Raw genomic sequence first — 20,367 nt, 5'->3', positions numbered from 1 at the left:
TCAGGCTCCCGCCGCGAGCAGGCGGGTGCGCGCGTCTTCCTCGCGCGTCACCTCGTCGGCCGGGATGAAGTAGTCGCGGTTGTAGTTGAAGGTGTGGACTACGCTCAGGACCAGCAGGCCCACGGCCGCCAGCGCCGCCAGCCACCAGATGTACCACACCATCGCAAAGCCGAGTGCCAGCGCCAACCCTGAGAGGATCACGCCCATGCCGGTGTTGCGCGGCATGTGGATCGAGCTGAACCCGCTCGTCGGCCGCGTCGCGCCGCGGTGCTTCATGTCGTACCAGGCATCGAGATCATGGATCACCGGCGTGTGCGCGAAGTTGTAGTTCGGCGGGGGCGAGGCGATCGACCACTCCAGCGTGCGGCCGTCCCAGGGATCGCCGGTGGTGTCGCGCAAGCTTTCGCGGTTCTTGATGGAGACGAAGATCTGGATCAGGAACCCGGCGATACCCACCGCAATGATCAGCGCGCCGATGGCAGCGACAATGAAGAACGGCTGCATCGCCGGATCGTCGAAGTGGCGCAGGCGGCGTGTCGCGCCCATCAGGCCGACGATGTAGATCGGCGTCCAGGCGACCCAGTAGCCGATCACCCAGCCCCAGAAGTGGACCTTGCCCCAGAACGGGTCGAGCTTGAAGCCGAAAGCCTTGGGGAACCAGTAATCGATGCCGGCGAACAGCCCGAACACGACGCCGCCGATGATCACGTTGTGGAAGTGCGCCACCAGGAACAGCGAATTGTGCAGCACGAAGTCGGCAGGCGGGACGGCGAGCAGCACGCCGGTCATGCCGCCGACCACGAAGGTCAGCATGAAGGCGACCACCCACATCATCGGCAGCTCGAAGCGGATGCGCCCGCGGTACATCGTGAACAGCCAGTTGAAGATCTTCGCGCCGGTTGGGATCGAGATCACCATGGTGGCGATGCCGAAGAAGCTGTTGACGCTGGCGCCCGAGCCCATCGTGAAGAAGTGGTGCAGCCAAACGAGGTAGCTCAGGATGGTGATGACGACCGTGGCGTACACCATCGACGAGTAGCCAAACAGCCGCTTGCCGGTGAAGGTGGAGGTCACCTCGGAGTAGATGCCGAAGACGGGCAGGACCAGTACGTACACCTCTGGGTGACCCCAGATCCACACCAGGTTCCAGTACATCATCGGGTTGCCGCCGAGATCGTTGGTGAAGAAGTCGGTGCCGACGTAGCGGTCCAGCATCAGCATGGCGAAGGCGCCGGTCAGGACCGGGAAGATCGCGATGACCAGCACGTTGCTGCAAAGCGCGGTCCAGCAGAAGATCGGCATCTTCATCATGGTCATGCCGGGCGCGCGCATCTTGATGATGGTAACCACCATGTTGATGCCCGACAGAGTCGTGCCGATGCCGGCGATCTGCAGCGCCCACAAGTAGTAGTCCGGCCCGGTGTCCGGACTGTTCTGGAGGTTGGAGACAGGCACGTAGTTCAGCCAGCCCGCGCGCGAGAACTCACCCACGAACAGCGAGACCATGACCAGCAGCGCGCCCGCTACGGTCAGCCAGAAGCTCAGGTTGTTGAGGAAGGGGAAGGCAACGTCGCGCGCGCCGATCTGCAGCGGCATGACGTAGTTGATCAGGCCGACCACCAGCGGGATCGCCACGAAGAAGATCATGATCGTCCCGTGAGCGGTGAAGACCTGATCGAAGTGGTGGGCGTTGAGGTAGCCCTCGTTCGCCCCGAACGCGAGCGCCTGCTGGCTGCGCATCATCAGCGCATCGGCGAAACCGCGCAGCAGCATGATCACGCCCAGGATCACGTACATGATGCCAATCTTCTTGTGGTCCACGCTGGTGAACCACTCGGTCCACAAGTAGCCCCACAGCCGGTACTTGGTCACCAGCACCAGGATCGCCGTGCCCAGGATCACGACGCCGGCGAAAGTGCCGAGCAGGATCGGCTCGTGGACCGGGAAGGATTCCCAGGTCAGCCGGCCGAAGATCGCCTTGGTGACGTTAGCGTCGAACATGATCTCTCCGGCGGCTCAGGCCGCGGCGGTGCTGGGGGACGCCAGCACGGCGGGTACTTGGTTGAACGACATATCCTGGTTCTTGTGCGAGTGCGGATCCGTGCTGCCGGGCGCGGCCGAAGGATTGCGCGGCTTGGTGACGTTGGGACCGCTACCCTTCTCCTCGCCTTCCTTGAACAAGGCACCCTCAGGCTTCTGTCCATGCGGCGGCGGGGCGTTGCGGGTGCTGGGCATGCCCGACCCGATGTTGGGATCGCCCGGCCCATTTGTCTGCGGTTGGGCCATGTTGCCCTGGCCGTGGTGCATGGTCTGGCTCATGCAGGGCGTGCCCGGCTTCACGCAGCGGTTGTAGACGCGGTCGAACAGGCCCGGCGCCACGCCCGAGAACAGCATCGGCGGCACCTTCTCGCTCGGCTTCTCGAGCTCGATGAAGCGGGCGGTGTCGAGCGCCTGTCCGGCACCCTTCGCCCGCGCCACCCAGGCATCGAAGCCCTGCTGGTCCACGCCCTCCAGCGTAAAGTTCATGTAGGAGAAGCCCGCACCGCTGTAGTTGCCCGACATGCCGCGATAGTGCCCCGGCTTGTTCAGCACCGCGTGCAGCGTGCTGCGCATACCCGGCATGGTGTAGATCATGCCCGCCAACGTCGGCGCGTAGAACGTGTTCATCATGTTGGTCGACGTCAGCTCGAACGTCACCGGCCGATCGACCGGCAGCGCCAGCTGGTTGACCGACGCAATGCCTTGCTCGGGGTAGATGAACAGCCACTTCCAGTCGAGCGAAACGACCTGCACCACCAGCGGCTTCACCTTGCGGTCGATCGGCTTCTCCGCCGAGATTCGGTTGAGCGGCCTGAATGGGTCGAGCAAGTGCGTGCTCCACCAGGTCAGTGCGCCCAGGCAGATGATGATCAGCAGCGGCGCCGCCCAGATCACCAGCTCGAGCGAGGTCGAGTGATCGAAGTCTGGATCGTAGGTAGCCTCGGTGTTCTTGGCGCGATACCGCCAGGCGAAGATCACCGTCAGCGCCATGACCGGCACGATGATCAGCAGCATCAGCGCGGTCGAGATGTAGATGATGTCGCGCTGCTGGAGGGCGATATCGCCGGCCGGATCGAGCAGCTCGCTCTTGCAAGCGCCGAGCAGCAGCAGGGGTGCCACGCACAGGGCACGGCCGGCGAGGCGTCGCAACCGGATCATCAGCTTGTCTTCGCGCATGGATCGCCGCCTATCCCGCGCACCCGCGCGCCGACATTGGACATTTTGTCCTATCCCGCCCGCAGCGCTTTTCTGGTGCAAGGCGTTAGCCAATGCAATACCATCGCGACTGGCTTCCGGAGCCCAAGACAATGACCGCAACGATCGCCGCGCCGAATTCGACGCAACTGGAGCGCGACGCGCGCCTGGTAAACGCACGCGATCACCGGATCGCGCCGGGCGAAATCGCCATCGGCGTGATCGTCGGGCGGACGAGCGAATTCTTCGACTTCTTCGTCTATGCGATCGCCTCGGTGCTGGTGTTCCCGACGCTGATCTTCCCATATGTCGACCGGCTGACCGGCACCCTGTATTCCTTCGCGCTGTTCGCGCTGGCCTTCATGGGTCGGCCGATCGGGACACTGGTGTTCATGGCGATCGACCGCGCGCATGGCCGCGGCGTCAAGCTGACGATCGCGCTGTTCCTGCTCGGCGGCTCGACCATGGCCGTGGCATTCTTGCCCGGGTACAACGAGATCGGCGTGGCCGCGGCCTGGCTGCTGGCGCTGTTGCGGATCGGCCAGGGCGTGGCATTAGGCGGCGCCTGGGACGGCTTGCCCGCCCTGCTCTCGCTCAACGCGCCCAAGGAGAAGCGTGGCTGGTTCGCGATGATCCCGCAGCTGGGCGCGCCGCTCGGCCTGATCGTCGCCGCGGCGCTGTTCGCGTTCTTCATGGCGACGCTCTCGCGCGAGGATTTCCTCAGCTGGGGCTGGCGCTATCCCTTCTTCGTCGCCTTCGCGATCAACGTGGTGGCGCTGTTCGCCCGCCTGCGCCTCGTCGCCACGCCCGAGTTCCAGGAACTGTTCGAGAGCCGCGAGCTGCAGCCCTCACCCGCCTTCGCAACCCTGTTCAAGCAGCTGCGCACGATCGTGCTGGGCGCCTTTGCCCCGCTGGCGAGCTTCGCGCTGTTCCACCTCGTGACCGTGTTCCCGCTCTCATGGGTGACGCTGTTCAGCAAGGAGGACCCGGTCCGCTTCCTCACTATCGAGATCGCCGGCGCCATGGTCTGCGTGCTGGCGATGCTGGCGTCGGGCGTGATCGCCGACCGGGTCGGCCGGCGCGCGGTGCTGGGCGTTTCGGCCGTTCTGATCGGCGCCTACAGCGGCTTTGCCCCCCAGCTGCTGAGCGGCGGAAGCTTGGGCGAGATCGTCTACATGCTGGGCGGCTTCGTCCTGCTGGGCCTCGCGTTCGGCCAGTCCTCGGGCGCGGTGAACGCCAGCTTCCCGAGCGAGTACCGCTACACCGGCGCGGCGATCGTCGCCAACTCGGCCTGGCTGATCGGCGCCGGCTTCGCCCCGCTGGTCGCCCTGACGCTCGCGAGCAGGATCGGCTTGTGGTCGGTCGGCGCCTACCTGCTCTCCGGCGCGATCTGCACCCTCGCTGCGCTTGCCATCAACAAGGAATGGGCTGGCCGCTCGCAGGAAGCCTGATCACCGGCTTTTGCCTCGAGTGACCTTCACCGAAACCGCATCGGACGTGGCCGTCAGGTAGCGCGGCGGCGTGGACGAGGCGTCCATAAACCGGATCGTGGCGCGTACCTTGTAAGTCCCCGCGCCGGGGAACAGGAACCTGGCCTGCTCCTTGATCGGGATCGACAAGGGTTTGCCCGCCTGGATGCTCACCAGTGAGGCTGGCTGCACCGGCGGAGCGGCCGGCGACACCGGTATCGGCTCCAGCGGCTTGATGACGGCGCCCTCGGCATCGGTCACCGACAAGGAGACGCCCCTGGTGGCGTTCAGGAACGGCGAGGCGCGCAGCGACCCGTGATCGACTGACACCTTCACCTCCATCACCAGCGTGTCGTCGATCCCAATGGGCTTGGCAGGCGCCGCGATGGTCGCCGTGACGGTCGGCTGCCTGGCTGCATCCCATTGCGCCTGGACGGGGATCGTCGGGGCTGCAGCCGCGCTTATGGTGACGATGGCTTGCGCTAGCATTTTGCACTTCTCCTAAGCCCGGGGCGAAAACGGGAACACACAACCAACGTCAGTCGATCCGCAAGAGGCGTCCGCCAGCATAATCGAACCGCACACTTCGTGATCGGGCGCTACCGGCCGACCGTTCTTCGATCATGGTCAGAGCGGCACCCTCGTTGCTGCAATCGAGCCTGACGGCTATGTCGCCCTTCAAGGTCGCCGCCGCTTGGTCGAGCTCCGTCAGCATTGCCGCAGACGCGCTCGTCGCGTTGAAGCGCAATTGGCGGACATGCACCCTGCCCTTGGTGAAGGACCACTTCATCACGGCGCGCGAAGCGGCGCATCGCGCCAGCACGGATTGCTCACGGTCGACCGGATTGAAAATCTCCATGCCGGTCCGCGGCGGCGGCGGCACCGGGTAGGCGGTGGCATTGCCGGAGATGACCGAGAGAACCGCGCAGGTTGTCAAATAAAGCAGTGTCCGCTCACGCATCGGCTTTCCCCGGTCTCGGCGTCATCGATGGACGCAAGCCTCACTTCACCGCCTGCATGGTGCCATGCCGCCCGGCGCGCAAACGGTATTCGGCGCCGGAACCCAGGTGGCGAATGCCGTCGCGCAGCATCAGCACGCGGTCGGCCGCGGCGATCGTGTCGCGGCGGTGCGCCACGACGATGCGGGTGATTGAGATCGAGCGCAAATCGGCTCCCACTGGGAGATCATCCACTACCTCGCGCCGCAGTAGGCGTTCGCCGCCGGCGGTTGAGAACCGCATGCCCAGTTCAGCCGCTCGCAACGGCGCCAATCACCCTCGGATCGCCCCGGGTAACTCTTTATTAGGCATAGTTTCCTATTCCGGGGGACATGCTCGATCGGACCGAAATCGCCGACTTGATTGTCGCAAGGCTTGAGCCCGCGATCGATGGGATCGCTGCCGACTTCCAGACGTGTGGGCGCATTCGATCTTGCCAAATCTTCAACCTGCTGCCGCACGCCCTGGCCACGCAGATCCATGACCGATTCCCCGCGTCCGAGCGCATGGTCCTCAAACGCTCGATCAAGGAGAACAAGCACGTAGCAGCCCAGATGAACGCGTTCGATCCGCTGGTCGAAGAAGCAGTCTACGCCTTCCAGGATCCGCGCGTGGTGGAACAAGTCGGGCGGATCACGGGTCTGACCACGCTCGAACCGGACAGCGATCTTTACGCCGGCGGTATCAGCGCCATGTCCAAGGGCGCCTACTTGCGCCCGCATCTGGACAACTCGCATGACAAGACGCGCGACCGGTACCGGGCGCTGAACCTGCTCTACTATGTCACACCGCACTGGCGCGAGGAGGATGGCGGATCCTTGCAGTTGTGGGACGATGGCCCGACTGGAACGCCGCGTACGGTACCAAGCCGGTTCAACAGCCTGGTCATCATGCTCACCGACAAGGCCTCCTGGCATTCGGTGAACGAGGTGGTTGGTGACCGCCGCCGTTGCTGTGTCTCGAATTATTATTTCTCGCGAGATTGCCCGGACGAGGCCGACTATTTCCATGCGACCTCCTTCCGGGGAGAGCCCGGGCAGGTCGCCTCCGACCTGTTGATGCGGGCGGACAACGCCTTGCGCACGACCGTGCTCAAGGTGCTCGGCGACAAGCTCTGGACCAATCCGCATGTCTACCATCGCGATCCCTGACCTCGTGCCCCTGCGTTACCAGACGCTGGAGCGGATCGGGGTTCGCGCACCCGTCGAGAGGGTGGGCTTCATCGCCGATCTTTGCCGCGGAAGACGTGTGCTCGACATCGGCTGTCTCGACGAAACAGCGCTCGACAAGCAGGACACCGAGGAGTGGCTTCATCGCCGCATTGCCGCCGTTGCGCGCGACGTGATCGGAATCGATTGTTCCGAGCGCCTGGCAGACGGTGAGATCGTGACGGGGTCGAATTCGCGCATCGTGAGGGGTGACGGGACCGACCCTGACCCGATGGTCATCGGGGACGAAGACGTCGACCTGATCGTCGCGGGTGAATTCATCGAGCATATCGAGAACCCGCTCGCCTTCCTGCAGCGCATGACCGCGCGATTTGCCGGGCGTGAACTGATCCTCTCGACCCCGAACGGCGCTGCTTTCGCCAATGCGCTGCTCGGCACGATCGGGCGCGAAGCACAGCATCCGGACCATCTTTTCACGTCCACGTACAAGACGCTGAACACGCTCTGCCTACGCGCGGGCTGCAGGGCTTGGCAGATCATCCCATACCGCTTCTACGCGACGGAGATGCTGCTTCAGTCCGTCGGATCGAAGCGCCTTTTAGTTCGCGCAACCGAATGGCTCGTCAGGCTGGTGGAGCGATTGTTTCCCCTGCGCAGCTTCGGATACATAGTCCGCGTCCAGCTCTGAACCGCCGCAGTCCCAGCGGCGAGCATGGATGTCCTCTAAACATACCTTTGGTGTTCGCATGAGAGTGCCCGAGGGGGGCGGCAGGTGGTGCCAGCCCACGTGCCCGCAAGAGTTAAACCCGCCGCACCTTGGACCAGCCAGTTCTCGACAGGCAGGTCTCCGCACGCTCAGGAACCTGCCCCGCCTTTCGCGGATTGAGGGTGCGATCCACTCTGCCGGGAAGCGCGCCGATGAACCCTCCTGCATGCGGCGCCGCGACATGACGCCGCTCCGCCTTGCCGATTCGCACCCGAACTTGCGCGTTGCGCTGGTGCTGGGAGGAGGCAATGCGCTCGGTGCCTATCATGCCGGGGTGTATCAGGCGCTGGAAGAGGCGGGGGTTGAGCCCCAGTGGATCGTGGGCACCTCGATCGGCGCCGTGACCGGTGCGATCATCGTGGGCAACGCGCGGGCGGATCGCCTGAATCGGTTGCGCCGGCTCTGGCGGCCGGAGCACCAGGGCGATGCATGGAGCAATCCGGCGTCCTACCTGCCAGAGACCCTGCGCCGCACCGGGGCCGCGCTCGAGACCCTGGTGTTCGGCCGCACGGGCATGTTCGCGTCGCTGGGCTCGACCGCCGCCTGGTGGCGCCGCGACGATGGCGCCGGCGCTCCGGCGCTTTACGATGTGCGCGCCTTGCGTGAGACGTTGATCGATCTCATCGACTTCGATCGCCTGAACCGGGGCGCCACGCGCTTCACGGCGGTCGCTGTCGACATCGAAAGCGGCGAGGAGGCCTGGTTCGACACCCGCGATCGCGAGATCGGGCCAGACCACATCCGCGCCAGCGCGGCGCTCATCTCGACGTTTCCTGCAATCACCATCGATGACCGCCTGTTCGGCGACGGTGGACTCTCGATGAACCTGCCGATCGACCCGGTCATGGCTTGGAGCGAGCCCGCGCCATTGTTGTGCTTTGCCTCCGACCTGCTTCCGCTCGCCTCGCAGCGGCCGCGCTCGCTGGGCGAAGTGCTTTCGCGCACGCAAGACCTGCTGTTCGCGGCGCAATCGCGACGCACGATCGAGCGGTGGCAGGCGGTCTTTGCAGCCGAGCAGGATCGCTCGAGGCAGTCGATCACGCTGGTCAATCTGGCCTATACCGATCAGGGGCGCGAGGTCGCCGGCAAGGCGATGGACTTCTCGCCCCGCTCGGTGCGCGAGCGTTGGGAAGCAGGTTATCGGGATGGTTCGCAAGCCATCGCCGATCTGGTGGGTGGCCATATCGCAGTCGGAGCGCCGGGTCTTTCCGTCCATTCGGCAACTCGGCCAGGATAAGCGTTCTGCCCGCATGCGATCCGCTTATCCAACGACACCTGATGGCCGCTACTTCGTCGTCCGCGGCCGGCTATGGCGGACGAGCAATCCATCGTTGCCGGCCGCTGTGCGCGAGAGCCTCGTCAAGGATCTGATGGCGGCGCGCCGTGCCGTCGCCATCGCGCGCCGGATCAACGCCCCATCGGCCGAGAGCGCGGCCCACGAAGCCGTGGATCGCGCCAAGGTGGAGCTTGGCGAGCGCGGACCGGTGTGGTGGGACGATGGCGCTCCGGACCTGAACCGCCATCTCGCGCGCACCGGACCGTATGCCGAGTGGTACGCCGGTCTGTCCGAGAGCTAATGGCAGTCCGCAACTGATCCATGTCTGAGATCGTGCATGGACACGGGATCGCTATGCGGCGACATCGCCATCGCTCAGGGTCCGCGCCGCCGCATCGAAGGCCGCCCACGCGGCGGAAGCCAGCAGGCCTCCCGTGCTGCAGCGGCGCACGCCCAAGTCGGCGAACTGGCGCAAGTCGGCGGTGATCGCCGGCAGGAGCACGCTGACCGGCTTAGGAGCGACAGCAGCCACCAGTTCGCGAATGGCCCCCGGGTCGACGATCATCGGCACGAACAGGCAATCGGCGCCGGCCTCGGCATAGTGTACCGCGCGGGCAATGCTCTGGCTCGCGGACATGCCGGGCACGCGAAAGTTCTCGCTTCGGCCGACCAGCAGGACCGTCGGGTCCACCGCGTCTATGGCGACGCGCGCGGCAGCGATGCGGTCGCCGGCGAGGTCGGCGTCGTACAGCGCGGTACCCGACCAGTCTTCGATCGAGAGGCCCGCGATGCCGGTGGCGATCACCTCGCTGACGTTGGCGGCGAGCTGATCCGGGCGGTCGGCAAAGCCGTTCTCGAAGTCGGCGTTGATCGGCAGGTCGGTCGCCGCGACGAGTTGCGCCAAGTGATCGAGAACGTCGCCAAGGCTCAGTTCGCCGTCCTGCTTGCCCAAGGCCCAGGCAGCGCCGGCGCTGGTCGAGGCGATCGCCTTGAACCCCAGCTTGGTCAGGCGCACCGCGCTCCCCCGGTCCCAGGCGTTCGGGAGCACGAAGAAGCCGCTCTCGTGCAGTTGGCGAAAGCCGTTCCGCTTGTCCTGTACTGTCGTCATGGCGCTGTCCTCGCATGATGGTGAGTGCTGGCGTTAGCTGCGGCGTTTGACGGCTTCAGGGCAAGCGAACTTTCGATATAGATACAGTTTGCGATTGCTTGCGGATTGCGGCTTGTCCTCGCAGCGTGGGCCAGCCTTCGATGGCACGGACCCGCGGTGGCGCGATCTCGACCCATTTGGCCCTTGCGCAACGCCTCACGGCCAGGCGCCAGGAGGGCGGCATCGGGCCTTCGTCCGGCCGGCAGGCGGCGTCGATCGCCCGTTCCAGCCGGTGATCGAGCACCGCTACACCGGCCTCCGAGCGGAGATCGAGGTCGACATACGAGACCTTGACGCTTGGCTCGGCTTCGCGGGCCTGGACAGGCAAAGGTCCGCCGAGCAGCAGCGACAATACGGCAGCCATGGTTTTCATCACGTCATCTCCTGAAGCATTCTACGCCCCGGAAAATGACGCCCTCGCGAGCCGACAACCAGCAAAGTACTAGGTGGATGATACAAGGCATGATTATATCGTGGGATGTCCAAGCTGCCGCCACTTGCCGCCATCCGCGTGTTCGAGGCCGCGGCGCGCCACGAGAATTTTAGTCGCGCTGCCGAGGAACTCGGGATGACGCAGGCAGCGGTGAGCTACCAGATGAAGGTCCTGGAGGAACGCGTACGGGCGCGGCTGTTTGTCCGTCACGCGCGCGGCATGGCATTGACCGACACGGGCCGCCGGATCGCGCCGCAGATCACCGCGGCGTTCCAGTCGCTGAACGATGCCTTTTCAGTGGTTCGCGGCGAGAGCGATACGATCCTCTCGATCACCGCCCCGCGCACATTCGCGACCAACTGGCTGGCGGGCCGACTGGGTGACTTCAATGCCTCCAAGCCCGACCTGAATGTGCGCATCGACGTGAGCGATCAGCTTGTCGACCTGGCCTCGAGCCACTTCGACGTGGCGATCCGCGGCATGCGCGGGCCGACGCCGGGGCTCGTCTCGCATTTCCTGATGCGGATGCCGGTCACCCCATTGGTGAGCCCGGCTTTTCTCGCAACACACCGCCTGGAGACGGCGCAGGACTTGCTCGGGACGACCCGGCTGTCGCCCGAGGATGACTGGTGGGATCTGTGGTTCGGCTCACTGCCGGGCGAGCCCATGACCCGCGGATCGGCACGCGGCATCCGCTTCGAGTCTCAAGTGCTTGATGGGCACGCGTCGATCGCCGGCCACGGGGTCGCGATCCTGTCACCCCCAATGTTCCGGCCGGCGCTCAAGGAAGGATTGTTGGTCCAGCCCTTCGAGCATGTCGCCTATTACCAGAACGGGTTCTGGCTGGTCTATGCGGAGCACAAGCGGACCTTGCCCAAGGTAAGAGCCTTTCGCGACTGGCTGCTCGCCGCGGTACGCGAGGCCGTGGGTGACGAGGTGGATTTGCTCGGTCCCTACGCACAAGAGCGTGAAGGTTAGCTGGTCGTCGAGCGACGAAAGCGGGCCTTTTGCGCTAACAGGATCATGGGGGCTGCAGGATTTGCCCTTTGCGCTATTCGAAGTTTGCCCCTGCCCGATGCGACCCTGCGCGTCTGCTCACGCTCAGTTGCCGACATTCGGCGGTCGGCTAGACTGCACCAATGATCTCAGCGCGCTTCTCGAACGAGACGGACCAAGGCATCCAACTGATGGTCGAACCTTGGGGTGCGATTGAACTTATCCCGGCGGGGGCCAAGTCCGCTATCCACTACGATCCACCAGTAAATCGCGAGGATTCCTCCTTTGCTGAGTACCACATCGGCATGATCCGCTTCTGGGTGGGAGGCGACGGTTATGAGCTCGAGATCAACGGCGTCTCCATCCCGACCTGACAGCCGCTACGTCCAGCTGGCGACATTCAGTCGCTCGAGCCGCTCGACCAATTGCAGTCACTCGCTCATCGCGGCATGCTGTCGGGATGAGCAAGAGTGATCGCCTATGGGCGCGCTATTGGAACATCCGCGACAATCATCAGAGCGGCCATCGTTTGCCGATATTGCGCCATCTTGCCCTTTCCGGTGACACCGGCGCTATGGTCGAGCTGAGCAGCGAGCTAGGTCGGGGTGGCTGCGCCGCCAATCGATTCAGCCAAAGAGGCCTTGCATATGCAGCGTATCGCGGAGGCAACTCTCTAGGAGCCCAACATCTAGCAATGGATGCGTTCAACCGGAACGACCTGCGCGACTACCGACATTGGCTTGCCAGGGCTGCGCGGTTGGGAGATCATGATGCCCGTCGAGAGCTACGGCGCTTTGAGCTTCGACTACCCCACTCCAACGCGGCTTTGATACGCCGTAAACGCCCGCATAGGCCATCAGACTTCTTGTAAGCGGACCGGCAGCCTTCCCTTCACGACAGGTGAGCTCTATCTGCTCAGGCCCTCTTGTCGCGGCCATGCGAAAGGTTAAGCTCGATTGCTGCGTCGGCGATCCAGGTGCTAGCCAGGAGGTATGAGTATGTTGCGATTACTGGCGGTTGCCACGTTGGTCCTGACCATCTCCGTGGCCTCTCTCGCGGCCGAGCCTAAGAAAGCGGACGAAGCCGTGAAGACGGCGGACAAGGCCGGGGACGCGGGCGAGAAGATGATGTGCAAGCGGTTCCTGGAGACCGGCTCGCTGGTCAAGGGGCATCGCGTCTGCAAGACCAAGCGGGACTGGGAACGCGAACGCGAAGCCATTCGCGCATCGACGTCGAGTTCGGGCTCCTGCGCCTCTCAGGGCCTGTCCGGCGGCTGTTGACGCCGTTTCGCGGCTTGGTGGCTCGCCGCCGATTGCATCTCGGCCTGCGCCAGTATGGGCGAAAGCTTGTCGCGACGGCGGTGGGATGGAGCGGGTAGCGGGAATCGAACCCGCATAGCCAGCTTGGAAGGCTGGAGCTTTACCACTAAGCTATACCCGCGCTCCGGTTCGGTCGGATGCCACTTAAACCACGGTGGCGTCAATCCTTTTGATCATCGCCGGTGCCGAGCACCCGGTAGCTATCGTCGGGCAAATAGCCAGGGCGGTCACCAATGCCGCTATGCTGATACACGGCCGGCTTTTCCGACACTCTTCCGCGCGCCTCCCATGGCGTGATGTATGCCCGCTCTTCATAGCGTTCAGAACGAAACCTTGATGCCTGCGTTGGCGCCTGTCCGACTGCCGTGGCCGGATGCCTCGCTGGTGCCGTTGACAAACAGGTCGACACCCGGCGACACCGTCGCATCGAGACCCACGTCCACCGTGCCCGTCAGGCGCGCGCGGGATACGCCATAAGCGACGAGGCCCGAGGCTCCGCCGCCAAAGCCCGCCACTGCCAGCGGCGAGCGCCCCTGCAGCTGATAACGGGCACCCAGCATGACCCAGGGCCGCAGGGGCTTGTGTGCGTCTATCGTCTCGAACTTGAGGCTTGCGTCGGCAAAGCCGGCCCACTGGCGATCGCCTGCGACGGTCAGGGCGAAGGGACTGCCACCGCTCTCCACGGTCCCGCTCCGGCGCGTGCGGATCCAGGTCGTGCCGATCTGCGGGGTCATGGCCAGTCCGATCACCGGCTCGACCCGCGCCGCGACCTTGGCGTCGAAGCCCCATCCGCGCAGGTTGTAGTCGGAATCGGCCGAGCCGACTGCGGGTAGCGACCGCTTGGTCTCCGCATCGGCCCCATCGTAGAACGCCGAAGCGGAGGCCGAGACGCTGCCGCTGTCGTAGCGCAAGTGCACGCCGGCCAGGACGCCGTCAGTCTTGGTCCTGGCAGCCAGGGCCGCGATTGTCTGATCCTGCTTGAGGTAGCCGACGAAGCCACCCACGGCCCAGTTGCTTGCGGCAAAGCCGATGCCGCCCAGGAAGCCGTAACCATCGCCCTTGACGCGCGCCGTGCCGCGCTCGTTCCCGGCGTCGATCCGGCTCCAGCCACCCAGCGCCTGTCCGAAGGTAAAGGCCCGCGGCGTGTCGTCAGCTTGCGCGAAGCTCATGGAGCGCATTGCCCGGGTCACGATCAGCCCGCGCTCGACGCTCGCCTGGACTGCGCTGGCATAAGGTTCAGGCGTCAGACGTGCGAAGGCGGCAGCATCGGTCACACCACTGGGAGCCAGCGCCGGCAGCACTGTCAGGAGCGGGCTTCCGGCAGGTTGCGTCAGCAAGATCGCGTTGGTGTATGCGACGCTCGCCTGGACTTGCGGCGTGTAGTTCGGACTGTTCAGGAACTGGCCCAGCAGCTGGATCCGGTTGGGGCCCTGCACGACCACGCCGAACAGCGAGGCCGGCTTCACGATGTTGGTGAAGCTGCCGCTGATGCCGCCGCCCGCGACGATCAGGTCGAGCGAGCGGCCGGCCTGGACGTCTGCCGACGGGGCCAGCTGGAGCGTCGCGCCCTGGGCGATCGACAGCGTGCCCGAGATGACGAGCTGGTCGGCTACCGTCGGCGTGATCTCGAACAGCGAGACCGACGTCGCGCCTAGCGAGACGTTGCCGTTCACCGTCATCGTTCCGGGCGAAGCACCCGGGCTGAGCGTGCCGGCTACGGCAATGTTGGCGTTAACCGTCCCCGCCGAGCCGAAGATCGCACCCTGCTGGACGTTGATCGTGCCGGCGTTGATCGTCGAGCCCGCAAGGCCCACCAGGCGTCCGCCGGTGAGGTTGGCAGTGCCCAGGGCAGCCGTGCCCGAGATCGTCGCGAAGCCGCCGCTTTGCGCATAGCTCTCGAACTGGGCGATCGAGGCAAATGCGACCGGAGTGCTTTGCGAACCGCCGCTCACGCTCAATACGTCGGTGCCGGCGCCACCATCCACGGACCCCGCAAAGGCGCCCACGATGGTCAGGCGATCGTTGCCGCCGCCCAGGCTCACGTTGCCGAGCAGGCGACCGCCTGCGGCGACCGTGATCGTATCGTCCGTATCCTCGAAGCGGAGCGCCTGGCCGGCGCTTCCCAGGGTTCCGGCGATCGTCAGGGCGTTGCCGCCCAGCGCGAAGCGTTCGAACCCGGTCACCGCGTCGGAGATCGTGTAGGGCGCGCCCGTCTCGAGCGAGAACGTGTCCTCGCCCAGGCCGCCGTCGATCGGGCCGGCGTACCCGGCCTGCTGCAGGCGGAACCGGTCATCGCCGGCGCCCAGGTTCAGCGAGGCGCGGATGGCGCCGTCCTGGGCGAGCGTCACCACTTCGGCCCTGTCGGTGAGGCTCACCGTCTCGCCTGCCGTGCCGAGCGTGCCAGCGACGGTGAGTGCATTGCTGTCGAGCGAGAGCGCTTCGAAGCCAGTAACCGTCCCGGCAAGCGTGACCGGTGCGGTGCCGGAGAACGTCAGCGTGTCCGTCCCGGTGCCCCCATCGTAGTTTCCCGCGGCCACGGCCGTGCCGAGGACCAGGGTGTCGTTGCCACCTGCCAGCGCGACGCGCGCCAGGTCGCCATCAATGCGCAGGGTCTCGCTGCCGGCACCGCCGAGAACCTCGCCGATCGTGTAGCCGTGCGAGGAGACAGTCAGGCCCACGCCATCCAGGCGCGCCTGTGCGAAGGACTGTTCGAGCGCGTAGGTCAGCGTGCCGCTGCCGCCGACTGCCAGGGTCTCGAAGTTGGCCCGTGTGCCACTCGCGTTACGATCGCCGGCCAGCACGTACTCATAGGTATCCTGCCCGGAGCCGCCATCGACAGTGCCTGCAACGGTGCTGCCGGCAAGATCGCGGTACAGGTCGTTGCCATCGCCCAGCACGACCGAACCCGCGATGGTGCCGGCGTTAGTTACGACCTCGGCGCCGTTGCCGCCGGTGACGGCCACCATGCCCGATGTCTGCAACGTCGAGCCCGCGGCGACCAGCAAGGTCGAGCCGTCGAGCTCGATAGTTGGCGCCTCGAAGCGGCCCGACCATGCGGCCGAGCCGGGACCGGTCTGCACCAGGCGCTCGAAGCCATCGATCTGGCTGCCAGCGATGGCACCGGTGCCGGTCGCATCGACGCGGAAGGTGTCGAAGCCTTCGCCGCCGGAGATCGTGCCGCCCAGGGTGGCCGAGATCCGCTGCGTGAAGGCATCGTCACCGCTGCCGAGCCGGACGTTGCCCGTCATCGTCCCGGTGTTGACGATCGTGTCGTTGCCGCCGCCCAGATCGACCGTTCCGGTGATGGTGCCGGAGTTGACGATGCTGTCGTCGAAGTCGCCGAGGGTCTGGATCGCGCCGGCGTACGTGAAGCTGTAGGTCGGGCCATAAGTATAGGAGTAGGTGTAGTTGACGTCGCCGCCGCCATTGATGGTGCCGGCGTTATCGAGAGTGAGCTTGCCCTCCACCAGCGCCGCTACGGACAGAGCGCCCGTAGCCTCAATCGTCGCGCCCTTGAGATTGCTGATCGTGACCTGTGGGGCGACCTCGTAGCCGTAAGCAAGGCCGGGGCTGCTGACGTGGATGCCGGTTGCCAGATCGGTGTAGAGGTAGGAATATTCCGGGAAGTACCAGCCGTACGGGTAGTTGTATCTACCGGTTATGCCGCCGGCATTGGCGCGGATGGTGCCGGCGTTGCGGATCGTGGTCGCGTTGTCGCTGACGAAGCCGAGATAAAGTGCATCACCCGCCGTGCCGGTCTGCTCGATGGTGCCGGTGTTGTTCACGGCGATCGTCACCGGCCCAGGCAAGGTCCCCGGCACGTAGAAGGACTGGTACAAGCCGGCCGCAGTGTCGCCCATGCCGGCCGACTTGATGGTCCCGCTGTTGTCGAGCGTAACGGCCGGGTTCTGGCCGTCCTGCGTGAACAGCAGGACTGCGGACAGTCCTCCATCCAGTGTGCCACTGTTCACGATGCTGGCCGTGGTCACCTGCTCGCCGATCAGATCGGCAGCAGCGCCGTCGATCGGCGAGGCGACCGTCCCGGAGTTGTTGAAGCTCAACGCGCCGGTCGCGTACTGTTCGATACCGCGCTCGTCATCGTCACCGTCGATCGCGGCGAGGCCGACGTTAGCGGTGTTGGTCAGGGCGTTCGCGCGTACCGCGATTGTGCGGCCGACGTCAGCCTGGTTGTCGAAGGAGGCGAGGTAAGTGTTGTAGCTCTGGTCCGGCAGGTAGACGCCCAAGTCGGCGAGCCCCCTGACCGAGCCGGTCGTCGCCGCACGATTGACGATCTGCGCATCGCCGCCCACCGCAATGTCGGCAGTGCGACCGGCAGCTCCCGTAATCGTCACCACGGTACCGGCGCCGCTGGCGGTTACGCCCTCACCTTCGAAGCCGGTCGGCAGCGTGCCGAGTTCCACCGTACCCGACCCGGAACGGGCATGGAGGGCGAGGTCGTAGCCCTCCCCGCCATCGATCGTACCGGTCACGCCAAAGCCGCTGCCGGTCTCGATCAGCAGGTCGTCGTTACGCCCGAAGCGCAGATCGCCGTTCAGCGTGCCGCCGGCCGCGGTGTAGGTCGAGCCGTAGTACGAGTAGACGTTGAGGTAGGAGAGATCGACCGAGCCGTTGATGGTGCCGGCATTGCGGATCGAGCCACTTGCGGATTGGATCGCAATGCCGCCCGCACCCGAGATGACGCCCCCAGCAAGGTTGTCGATCAATCCGGAGGAACTGAGCTGCAGGGCCGGGCCGTTGATGCTGGTCAGCGTGCCGCTGTTGGTCAGCGTTCCCGGCAGGTAGCGAGCCAGCGGTCCATTGCCGGTGATCGAGCCGGAGTTGTCGACCGACTGCGAGCCGTTCAGGGCCTGGGCATTCTCCACCGTGATGGTGCCGGTGTTGACGACCTTGCCACCGGAAATGGCGCTACCCTGGTAGGGGCTGCCGGACACGTCACGCATAGTGATCGTGCCGGCGTTCGTGAACACGTCACCCTCCCGCAGTTGCACGGCGCTTGGATACGTGTTGGGATTGCTGCGGGTCAACGTGATGGCGCCACGGCTGACGATCGAGAGCGTGTTGGCGGCATAGCTGTTGCCCGTCCAGTCGAGCACGTAGTCCGAAAGGATCGCGGGCTGCGATGTGGCGACCAGGTTGGCGGTAAGATCGACACTCCCGTTGCCTGCGAAGACCAGTTGTTGGGTTACATCACCATTGCCCGAGAGCGTCAGTGCCGAGCCGTCGTACAAGTCGTACCCGACTGACGTGAACTCATTCACCGACGGGATCGCCGGCGAGGCATCGTCGCGGACGCGGAACCGGACCGAACCGCCTGCGGATGTCACACTGCCATTGACGCCCGCAAAGCCGCTGGTGCCCGCGCCCGTCAACTCGGTCACGAAGGTGGTACCGTTGCCCAGTGTCAGGTTTCCGTTCAGCACGCTGCCGTCGAGCGCGAAGAACCGGGCATTGCCATAGCCAAAGCCATCCTGCAGCGTGACGTTGCCGTTGATTGTACCCGAATTGACCAAAGTGCCCGTGTACCCGACGGTGGCCGCCTGCTCGTCGCCCGCGATCAGTCCGCCGCTCCGGTTTTCCAACGTCCCGTACGCCAGCCTGACGCCGGTGCCCGAAGAGCGGATAGTGCCGGTGTTGATGAGGTTGGTGCCCAGGTCGGCACCCGTCGTGACACCCTCGATAGTGCCGCTGTTTTCTATTCCGTAGCCCACGTTGTAGCTGGAACTTGAAGCCGAAAGCCCGGTCCCGCTCGTCGAACGTATCAGACCCGAATTCCTGAACGGCAGCCCATTGAGCGAATCATAGACCGCGGTGCCAGCGGCGATGATGTCGCCCGAGTTGATGAAGGAATTGGTGTAGACGGAAACGCCGTTTTCCGATGACAGGATTCGGCCGGTGTTCTCGAAGCTGCGAAGTGTACCGCGAACGGCGTAGCCGTAGCCAAAGCCATCGGTGCTGCTTGTCCTCGTATCCTCGATCGTTCCGGCATTGACGAAGTTCGGGTTGTCGCCAAGCCAATAATTATCGACCACAGTACCAGCGGCCGCCAGCGCGGTGCGGTTTTCGATCGTGCCGGCGCCGCTGATGAGCAATGTGGTTGGCATTGAGAAGCCATCTGCCAGAACAACTCGCGTGTCCGTGGCTACCTCTACGCCGAAGCTTTCGAAGCCCGTCACAGAAGGTGCCGCTGCCGTGACCGTTGCATCTGCAAGGAACCTGGCGATCACCGTATCGGTACCGCCCGCACCGTCGATCGTGCCGGTCACTCCGGTCCGAGATGCGCCATTGGCATAGCGTACGTAGAGCGTGTCGAAGCTGTCGCCGAACTGCAGGTTGCCGTCGAGCACGCCGGCGCCGGTGTCGACCCTGCTGCCGGTGAACGAGACGTTGGAGCCCGCTACGACATTGCCGGTGATCAGGCCTGCATTGGTCAGCGAGAGCGCATAGGGCGCGCTGATCGCCGTGCCGTTCGCAGCGATCGAGCCGCCCGCCTCGTTGCTCATTATGAGGTAGGAGGTGCTCGCGCTGATGGCGTTGCCGCTGCCCGTATTCGAGATCGCTCCCGAGTTGGTAATAAAACCACCGGCCATGATCGTTGGAGCAGCGCCTGCGGACGTGATCAGCCCGGCATTGCGGACTTCGTTCGGTCGATACCCATAGGCCGATGAAGGTGCCACGGCAGATCCCGAGCCGCCATCGATCGTGCCACTGTTGTCGAGCGTGTCGAAGCTTGTGGCGATGCCCCTGATCAGCGCGCCCTGTCGGTTGACGATGGTGCTGAACGTGGGCCCCAAGTTCTCGGCTGCGATGGCGGGGCCGCTGTTGGCGCTGACCGTCCCGCTATTGTCCAGCGCGATCACCGTTCCTGCATAGGGGTTGTCCTGCGTCTTAACGCCGCTGATGCCGGCGCTGCCGCTCACCAGTCCCGTAGCCCCGATCGTGATGCGAACGGAGGAGCCGCCGCCATCGAAGCTGTTCCCGGCAAGGGAGCCCGGCTCGATCTGGATACCTGCGTTCGCGCCGCCTGCGACTATGCCATCAATGTTCAACGTGGCCGTACGCGTGAAGTAATTGCCCGGTGATGGCATCGCGACCGAGATCGCTGCACCGCCGCTTCCAGTTACGACCGCACCGTTCGTCACCACGACCGTGGAGTCGGATGTCGAGATCACAAACCCATCGGCATCAAGGCCGCTGCAGGTGGTTGTCTGTCCGCTTTGCACCGGGTCGGGCGCGCACGCCGCCCAGGCTTGTTGATGGACCAGCAGCGCCAATGCGGTCGCGCCAGACTTCAAAAGGAACGCGCGCGCACGCCGTCCCTGGCTACCCTGCCCCGCCATGTACTTATCACCCCTGAAATGCCCTTGGGGTTTAGGTATAAGTGCGACTACTTGCTGTCAAATCTTGCGGATCATTGCGACGGCAAAAGTACGGCGAAGATGAGGTGCACGACCATCCCCACACTCGCGCCAAGCCAAAGACCTGATTGCAAGCCTATCGAATATGGTGAGAGAGCAAGCCGAGGGGTGAGCGCTCTCATGG

16 protein-coding genes and 1 tRNA gene are annotated in these 20,367 nt (G+C 64.9%); 8 read left to right on the top strand and 9 right to left on the bottom strand.

The window, feature by feature from the left end:
* Window positions 1-2,001 (bottom strand): cytochrome o ubiquinol oxidase subunit I, encoded by a 2,001-nt coding sequence (gene cyoB / locus GV044_RS03735; RefSeq protein WP_159865634.1) that lies wholly within the window; start codon window positions 1,999-2,001, stop codon window positions 1-3.
* Between the two features lie 15 nt (window positions 2,002-2,016).
* Window positions 2,017-3,216, bottom strand: coding sequence for a ubiquinol oxidase subunit II (gene cyoA / locus GV044_RS03730; protein WP_236554680.1), 1,200 nt, complete (start codon window positions 3,214-3,216; stop codon window positions 2,017-2,019).
* Between the two features lie 131 nt (window positions 3,217-3,347).
* On the opposite strand from cyoA, the gene GV044_RS03725 reads away from it, so the two are divergent.
* Entirely contained in the window at window positions 3,348-4,685 is a 1,338-nt protein-coding gene (locus GV044_RS03725; RefSeq protein ID WP_159865631.1) for an MFS transporter, read from the top strand.
* On the opposite strand, the gene GV044_RS03720 is transcribed toward GV044_RS03725, so the two are convergent.
* The 3 genes from GV044_RS03720 to GV044_RS03710 are packed head-to-tail and all read right to left on the bottom strand — an operon-like array spanning window position 4,686 to window position 5,944.
* Window positions 4,686-5,192, bottom strand: coding sequence for a hypothetical protein (locus GV044_RS03720; protein ID WP_159865628.1), 507 nt, complete (start codon window positions 5,190-5,192; stop codon window positions 4,686-4,688).
* Between the two features lie 49 nt (window positions 5,193-5,241).
* The gene (locus GV044_RS03715) at window positions 5,242-5,664 is read right to left on the bottom strand and encodes a hypothetical protein (protein ID WP_159865625.1); all 423 of its coding nucleotides are present in this window, start codon (window positions 5,662-5,664) and stop codon (window positions 5,242-5,244) included.
* A 40-nt stretch (window positions 5,665-5,704) separates the two neighbouring features.
* Window positions 5,705-5,944 (bottom strand): hypothetical protein, encoded by a 240-nt coding sequence (locus GV044_RS03710; protein ID WP_159865622.1) that lies wholly within the window; start codon window positions 5,942-5,944, stop codon window positions 5,705-5,707.
* Between the two features lie 89 nt (window positions 5,945-6,033).
* Here GV044_RS03710 and GV044_RS03705 point away from each other — a divergent pair, with 89 nt between their 5' ends.
* The 4 genes from GV044_RS03705 (at window position 6,034) to GV044_RS03690 (ending at window position 9,213) form a co-directional block, all read left to right on the top strand.
* Window positions 6,034-6,852: a 2OG-Fe(II) oxygenase gene (locus tag GV044_RS03705; RefSeq protein ID WP_159865619.1), complete on the top strand. Its 819-nt coding sequence runs from the start codon at window positions 6,034-6,036 to the stop codon at window positions 6,850-6,852.
* Complete coding sequence (locus GV044_RS03700; RefSeq protein ID WP_159865616.1) at window positions 6,830-7,558, top strand: bifunctional 2-polyprenyl-6-hydroxyphenol methylase/3-demethylubiquinol 3-O-methyltransferase UbiG; 729 nt, start codon at window positions 6,830-6,832, stop codon at window positions 7,556-7,558. The genes GV044_RS03705 and GV044_RS03700 overlap by 23 nt, the downstream gene beginning before the upstream one ends.
* 259 nt (window positions 7,559-7,817) lie before the next feature.
* Window positions 7,818-8,873, top strand: a complete 1,056-nt coding sequence (locus GV044_RS03695) for a patatin-like phospholipase family protein (RefSeq protein WP_159865613.1) — start codon at window positions 7,818-7,820, stop codon at window positions 8,871-8,873.
* A gap of 13 nt (window positions 8,874-8,886) precedes the next feature.
* On the top strand, window positions 8,887-9,213 hold the full coding sequence (locus GV044_RS03690) for a hypothetical protein (protein ID WP_159865610.1): 327 nt from the start codon (window positions 8,887-8,889) through the stop codon (window positions 9,211-9,213).
* A 51-nt stretch (window positions 9,214-9,264) separates the two neighbouring features.
* On the opposite strand, the gene GV044_RS03685 is transcribed toward GV044_RS03690, so the two are convergent.
* On the bottom strand, window positions 9,265-10,020 hold the full coding sequence (locus tag GV044_RS03685; protein WP_159865607.1) for an isocitrate lyase/phosphoenolpyruvate mutase family protein: 756 nt from the start codon (window positions 10,018-10,020) through the stop codon (window positions 9,265-9,267).
* Between the two features lie 55 nt (window positions 10,021-10,075).
* Window positions 10,076-10,432 (bottom strand): UrcA family protein, encoded by a 357-nt coding sequence (locus GV044_RS03680; RefSeq protein ID WP_159865604.1) that lies wholly within the window; start codon window positions 10,430-10,432, stop codon window positions 10,076-10,078.
* 105 nt (window positions 10,433-10,537) lie between these two features.
* On the opposite strand from GV044_RS03680, the gene GV044_RS03675 reads away from it, so the two are divergent.
* The 3 genes from GV044_RS03675 to GV044_RS03665 all read left to right on the top strand — a co-directional run bounded on the left by GV044_RS03675 (window position 10,538) and on the right by GV044_RS03665 (window position 12,768).
* Window positions 10,538-11,470 (top strand): LysR substrate-binding domain-containing protein, encoded by a 933-nt coding sequence (locus GV044_RS03675; RefSeq protein ID WP_159865601.1) that lies wholly within the window; start codon window positions 10,538-10,540, stop codon window positions 11,468-11,470.
* Between the two features lie 209 nt (window positions 11,471-11,679).
* Window positions 11,680-11,862, top strand: a complete 183-nt coding sequence (locus tag GV044_RS03670; RefSeq protein ID WP_236554677.1) for a hypothetical protein — start codon at window positions 11,680-11,682, stop codon at window positions 11,860-11,862.
* 651 nt (window positions 11,863-12,513) lie between these two features.
* Window positions 12,514-12,768, top strand: a complete 255-nt coding sequence (locus GV044_RS03665; RefSeq protein ID WP_236554675.1) for a hypothetical protein — start codon at window positions 12,514-12,516, stop codon at window positions 12,766-12,768.
* An 86-nt stretch (window positions 12,769-12,854) separates the two neighbouring features.
* Here the strand turns inward: GV044_RS03665 and GV044_RS03660 are convergent.
* Together GV044_RS03660 and GV044_RS03655 are read right to left on the bottom strand one after the other, a co-directional pair.
* Window positions 12,855-12,928, bottom strand: a tRNA-Gly gene (locus GV044_RS03660).
* Between the two features lie 199 nt (window positions 12,929-13,127).
* On the bottom strand, window positions 13,128-20,165 hold the full coding sequence (locus GV044_RS03655; protein ID WP_159865592.1) for an autotransporter outer membrane beta-barrel domain-containing protein: 7,038 nt from the start codon (window positions 20,163-20,165) through the stop codon (window positions 13,128-13,130).
* Window positions 20,166-20,367 lie beyond the last annotated feature (202 nt).

Source organism: Novosphingobium sp. 9U (genome assembly GCF_902506425.1).
Lineage (GTDB): Bacteria > Pseudomonadota > Alphaproteobacteria > Sphingomonadales > Sphingomonadaceae > Novosphingobium.
Note: the sequence above shows the minus strand (reverse complement) of the source record. Positions and strands in the feature narration are given on the sequence as shown.

Coding starts and splice junctions, on each gene's coding strand:
- cyoB (WP_159865634.1), bottom strand. CDS start 2,001: ATGTTCGACGCTAACGTCACCAAGGCGATCTTCGGCCGGCTGACCTGG.
- cyoA (WP_236554680.1), bottom strand. CDS start 3,216: ATGCGCGAAGACAAGCTGATGATCCGGTTGCGACGCCTCGCCGGCCGT.
- GV044_RS03725 (WP_159865631.1), top strand. CDS start 3,348: ATGACCGCAACGATCGCCGCGCCGAATTCGACGCAACTGGAGCGCGAC.
- GV044_RS03720 (WP_159865628.1), bottom strand. CDS start 5,192: ATGCTAGCGCAAGCCATCGTCACCATAAGCGCGGCTGCAGCCCCGACG.
- GV044_RS03715 (WP_159865625.1), bottom strand. CDS start 5,664: ATGCGTGAGCGGACACTGCTTTATTTGACAACCTGCGCGGTTCTCTCG.
- GV044_RS03710 (WP_159865622.1), bottom strand. CDS start 5,944: ATGCGGTTCTCAACCGCCGGCGGCGAACGCCTACTGCGGCGCGAGGTA.
- GV044_RS03705 (WP_159865619.1), top strand. CDS start 6,034: ATGCTCGATCGGACCGAAATCGCCGACTTGATTGTCGCAAGGCTTGAG.
- GV044_RS03700 (WP_159865616.1), top strand. CDS start 6,830: ATGTCTACCATCGCGATCCCTGACCTCGTGCCCCTGCGTTACCAGACG.
- GV044_RS03695 (WP_159865613.1), top strand. CDS start 7,818: ATGACGCCGCTCCGCCTTGCCGATTCGCACCCGAACTTGCGCGTTGCG.
- GV044_RS03690 (WP_159865610.1), top strand. CDS start 8,887: ATGCGATCCGCTTATCCAACGACACCTGATGGCCGCTACTTCGTCGTC.
- GV044_RS03685 (WP_159865607.1), bottom strand. CDS start 10,020: ATGACGACAGTACAGGACAAGCGGAACGGCTTTCGCCAACTGCACGAG.
- GV044_RS03680 (WP_159865604.1), bottom strand. CDS start 10,432: ATGAAAACCATGGCTGCCGTATTGTCGCTGCTGCTCGGCGGACCTTTG.
- GV044_RS03675 (WP_159865601.1), top strand. CDS start 10,538: ATGTCCAAGCTGCCGCCACTTGCCGCCATCCGCGTGTTCGAGGCCGCG.
- GV044_RS03670 (WP_236554677.1), top strand. CDS start 11,680: ATGGTCGAACCTTGGGGTGCGATTGAACTTATCCCGGCGGGGGCCAAG.
- GV044_RS03655 (WP_159865592.1), bottom strand. CDS start 20,165: ATGGCGGGGCAGGGTAGCCAGGGACGGCGTGCGCGCGCGTTCCTTTTG.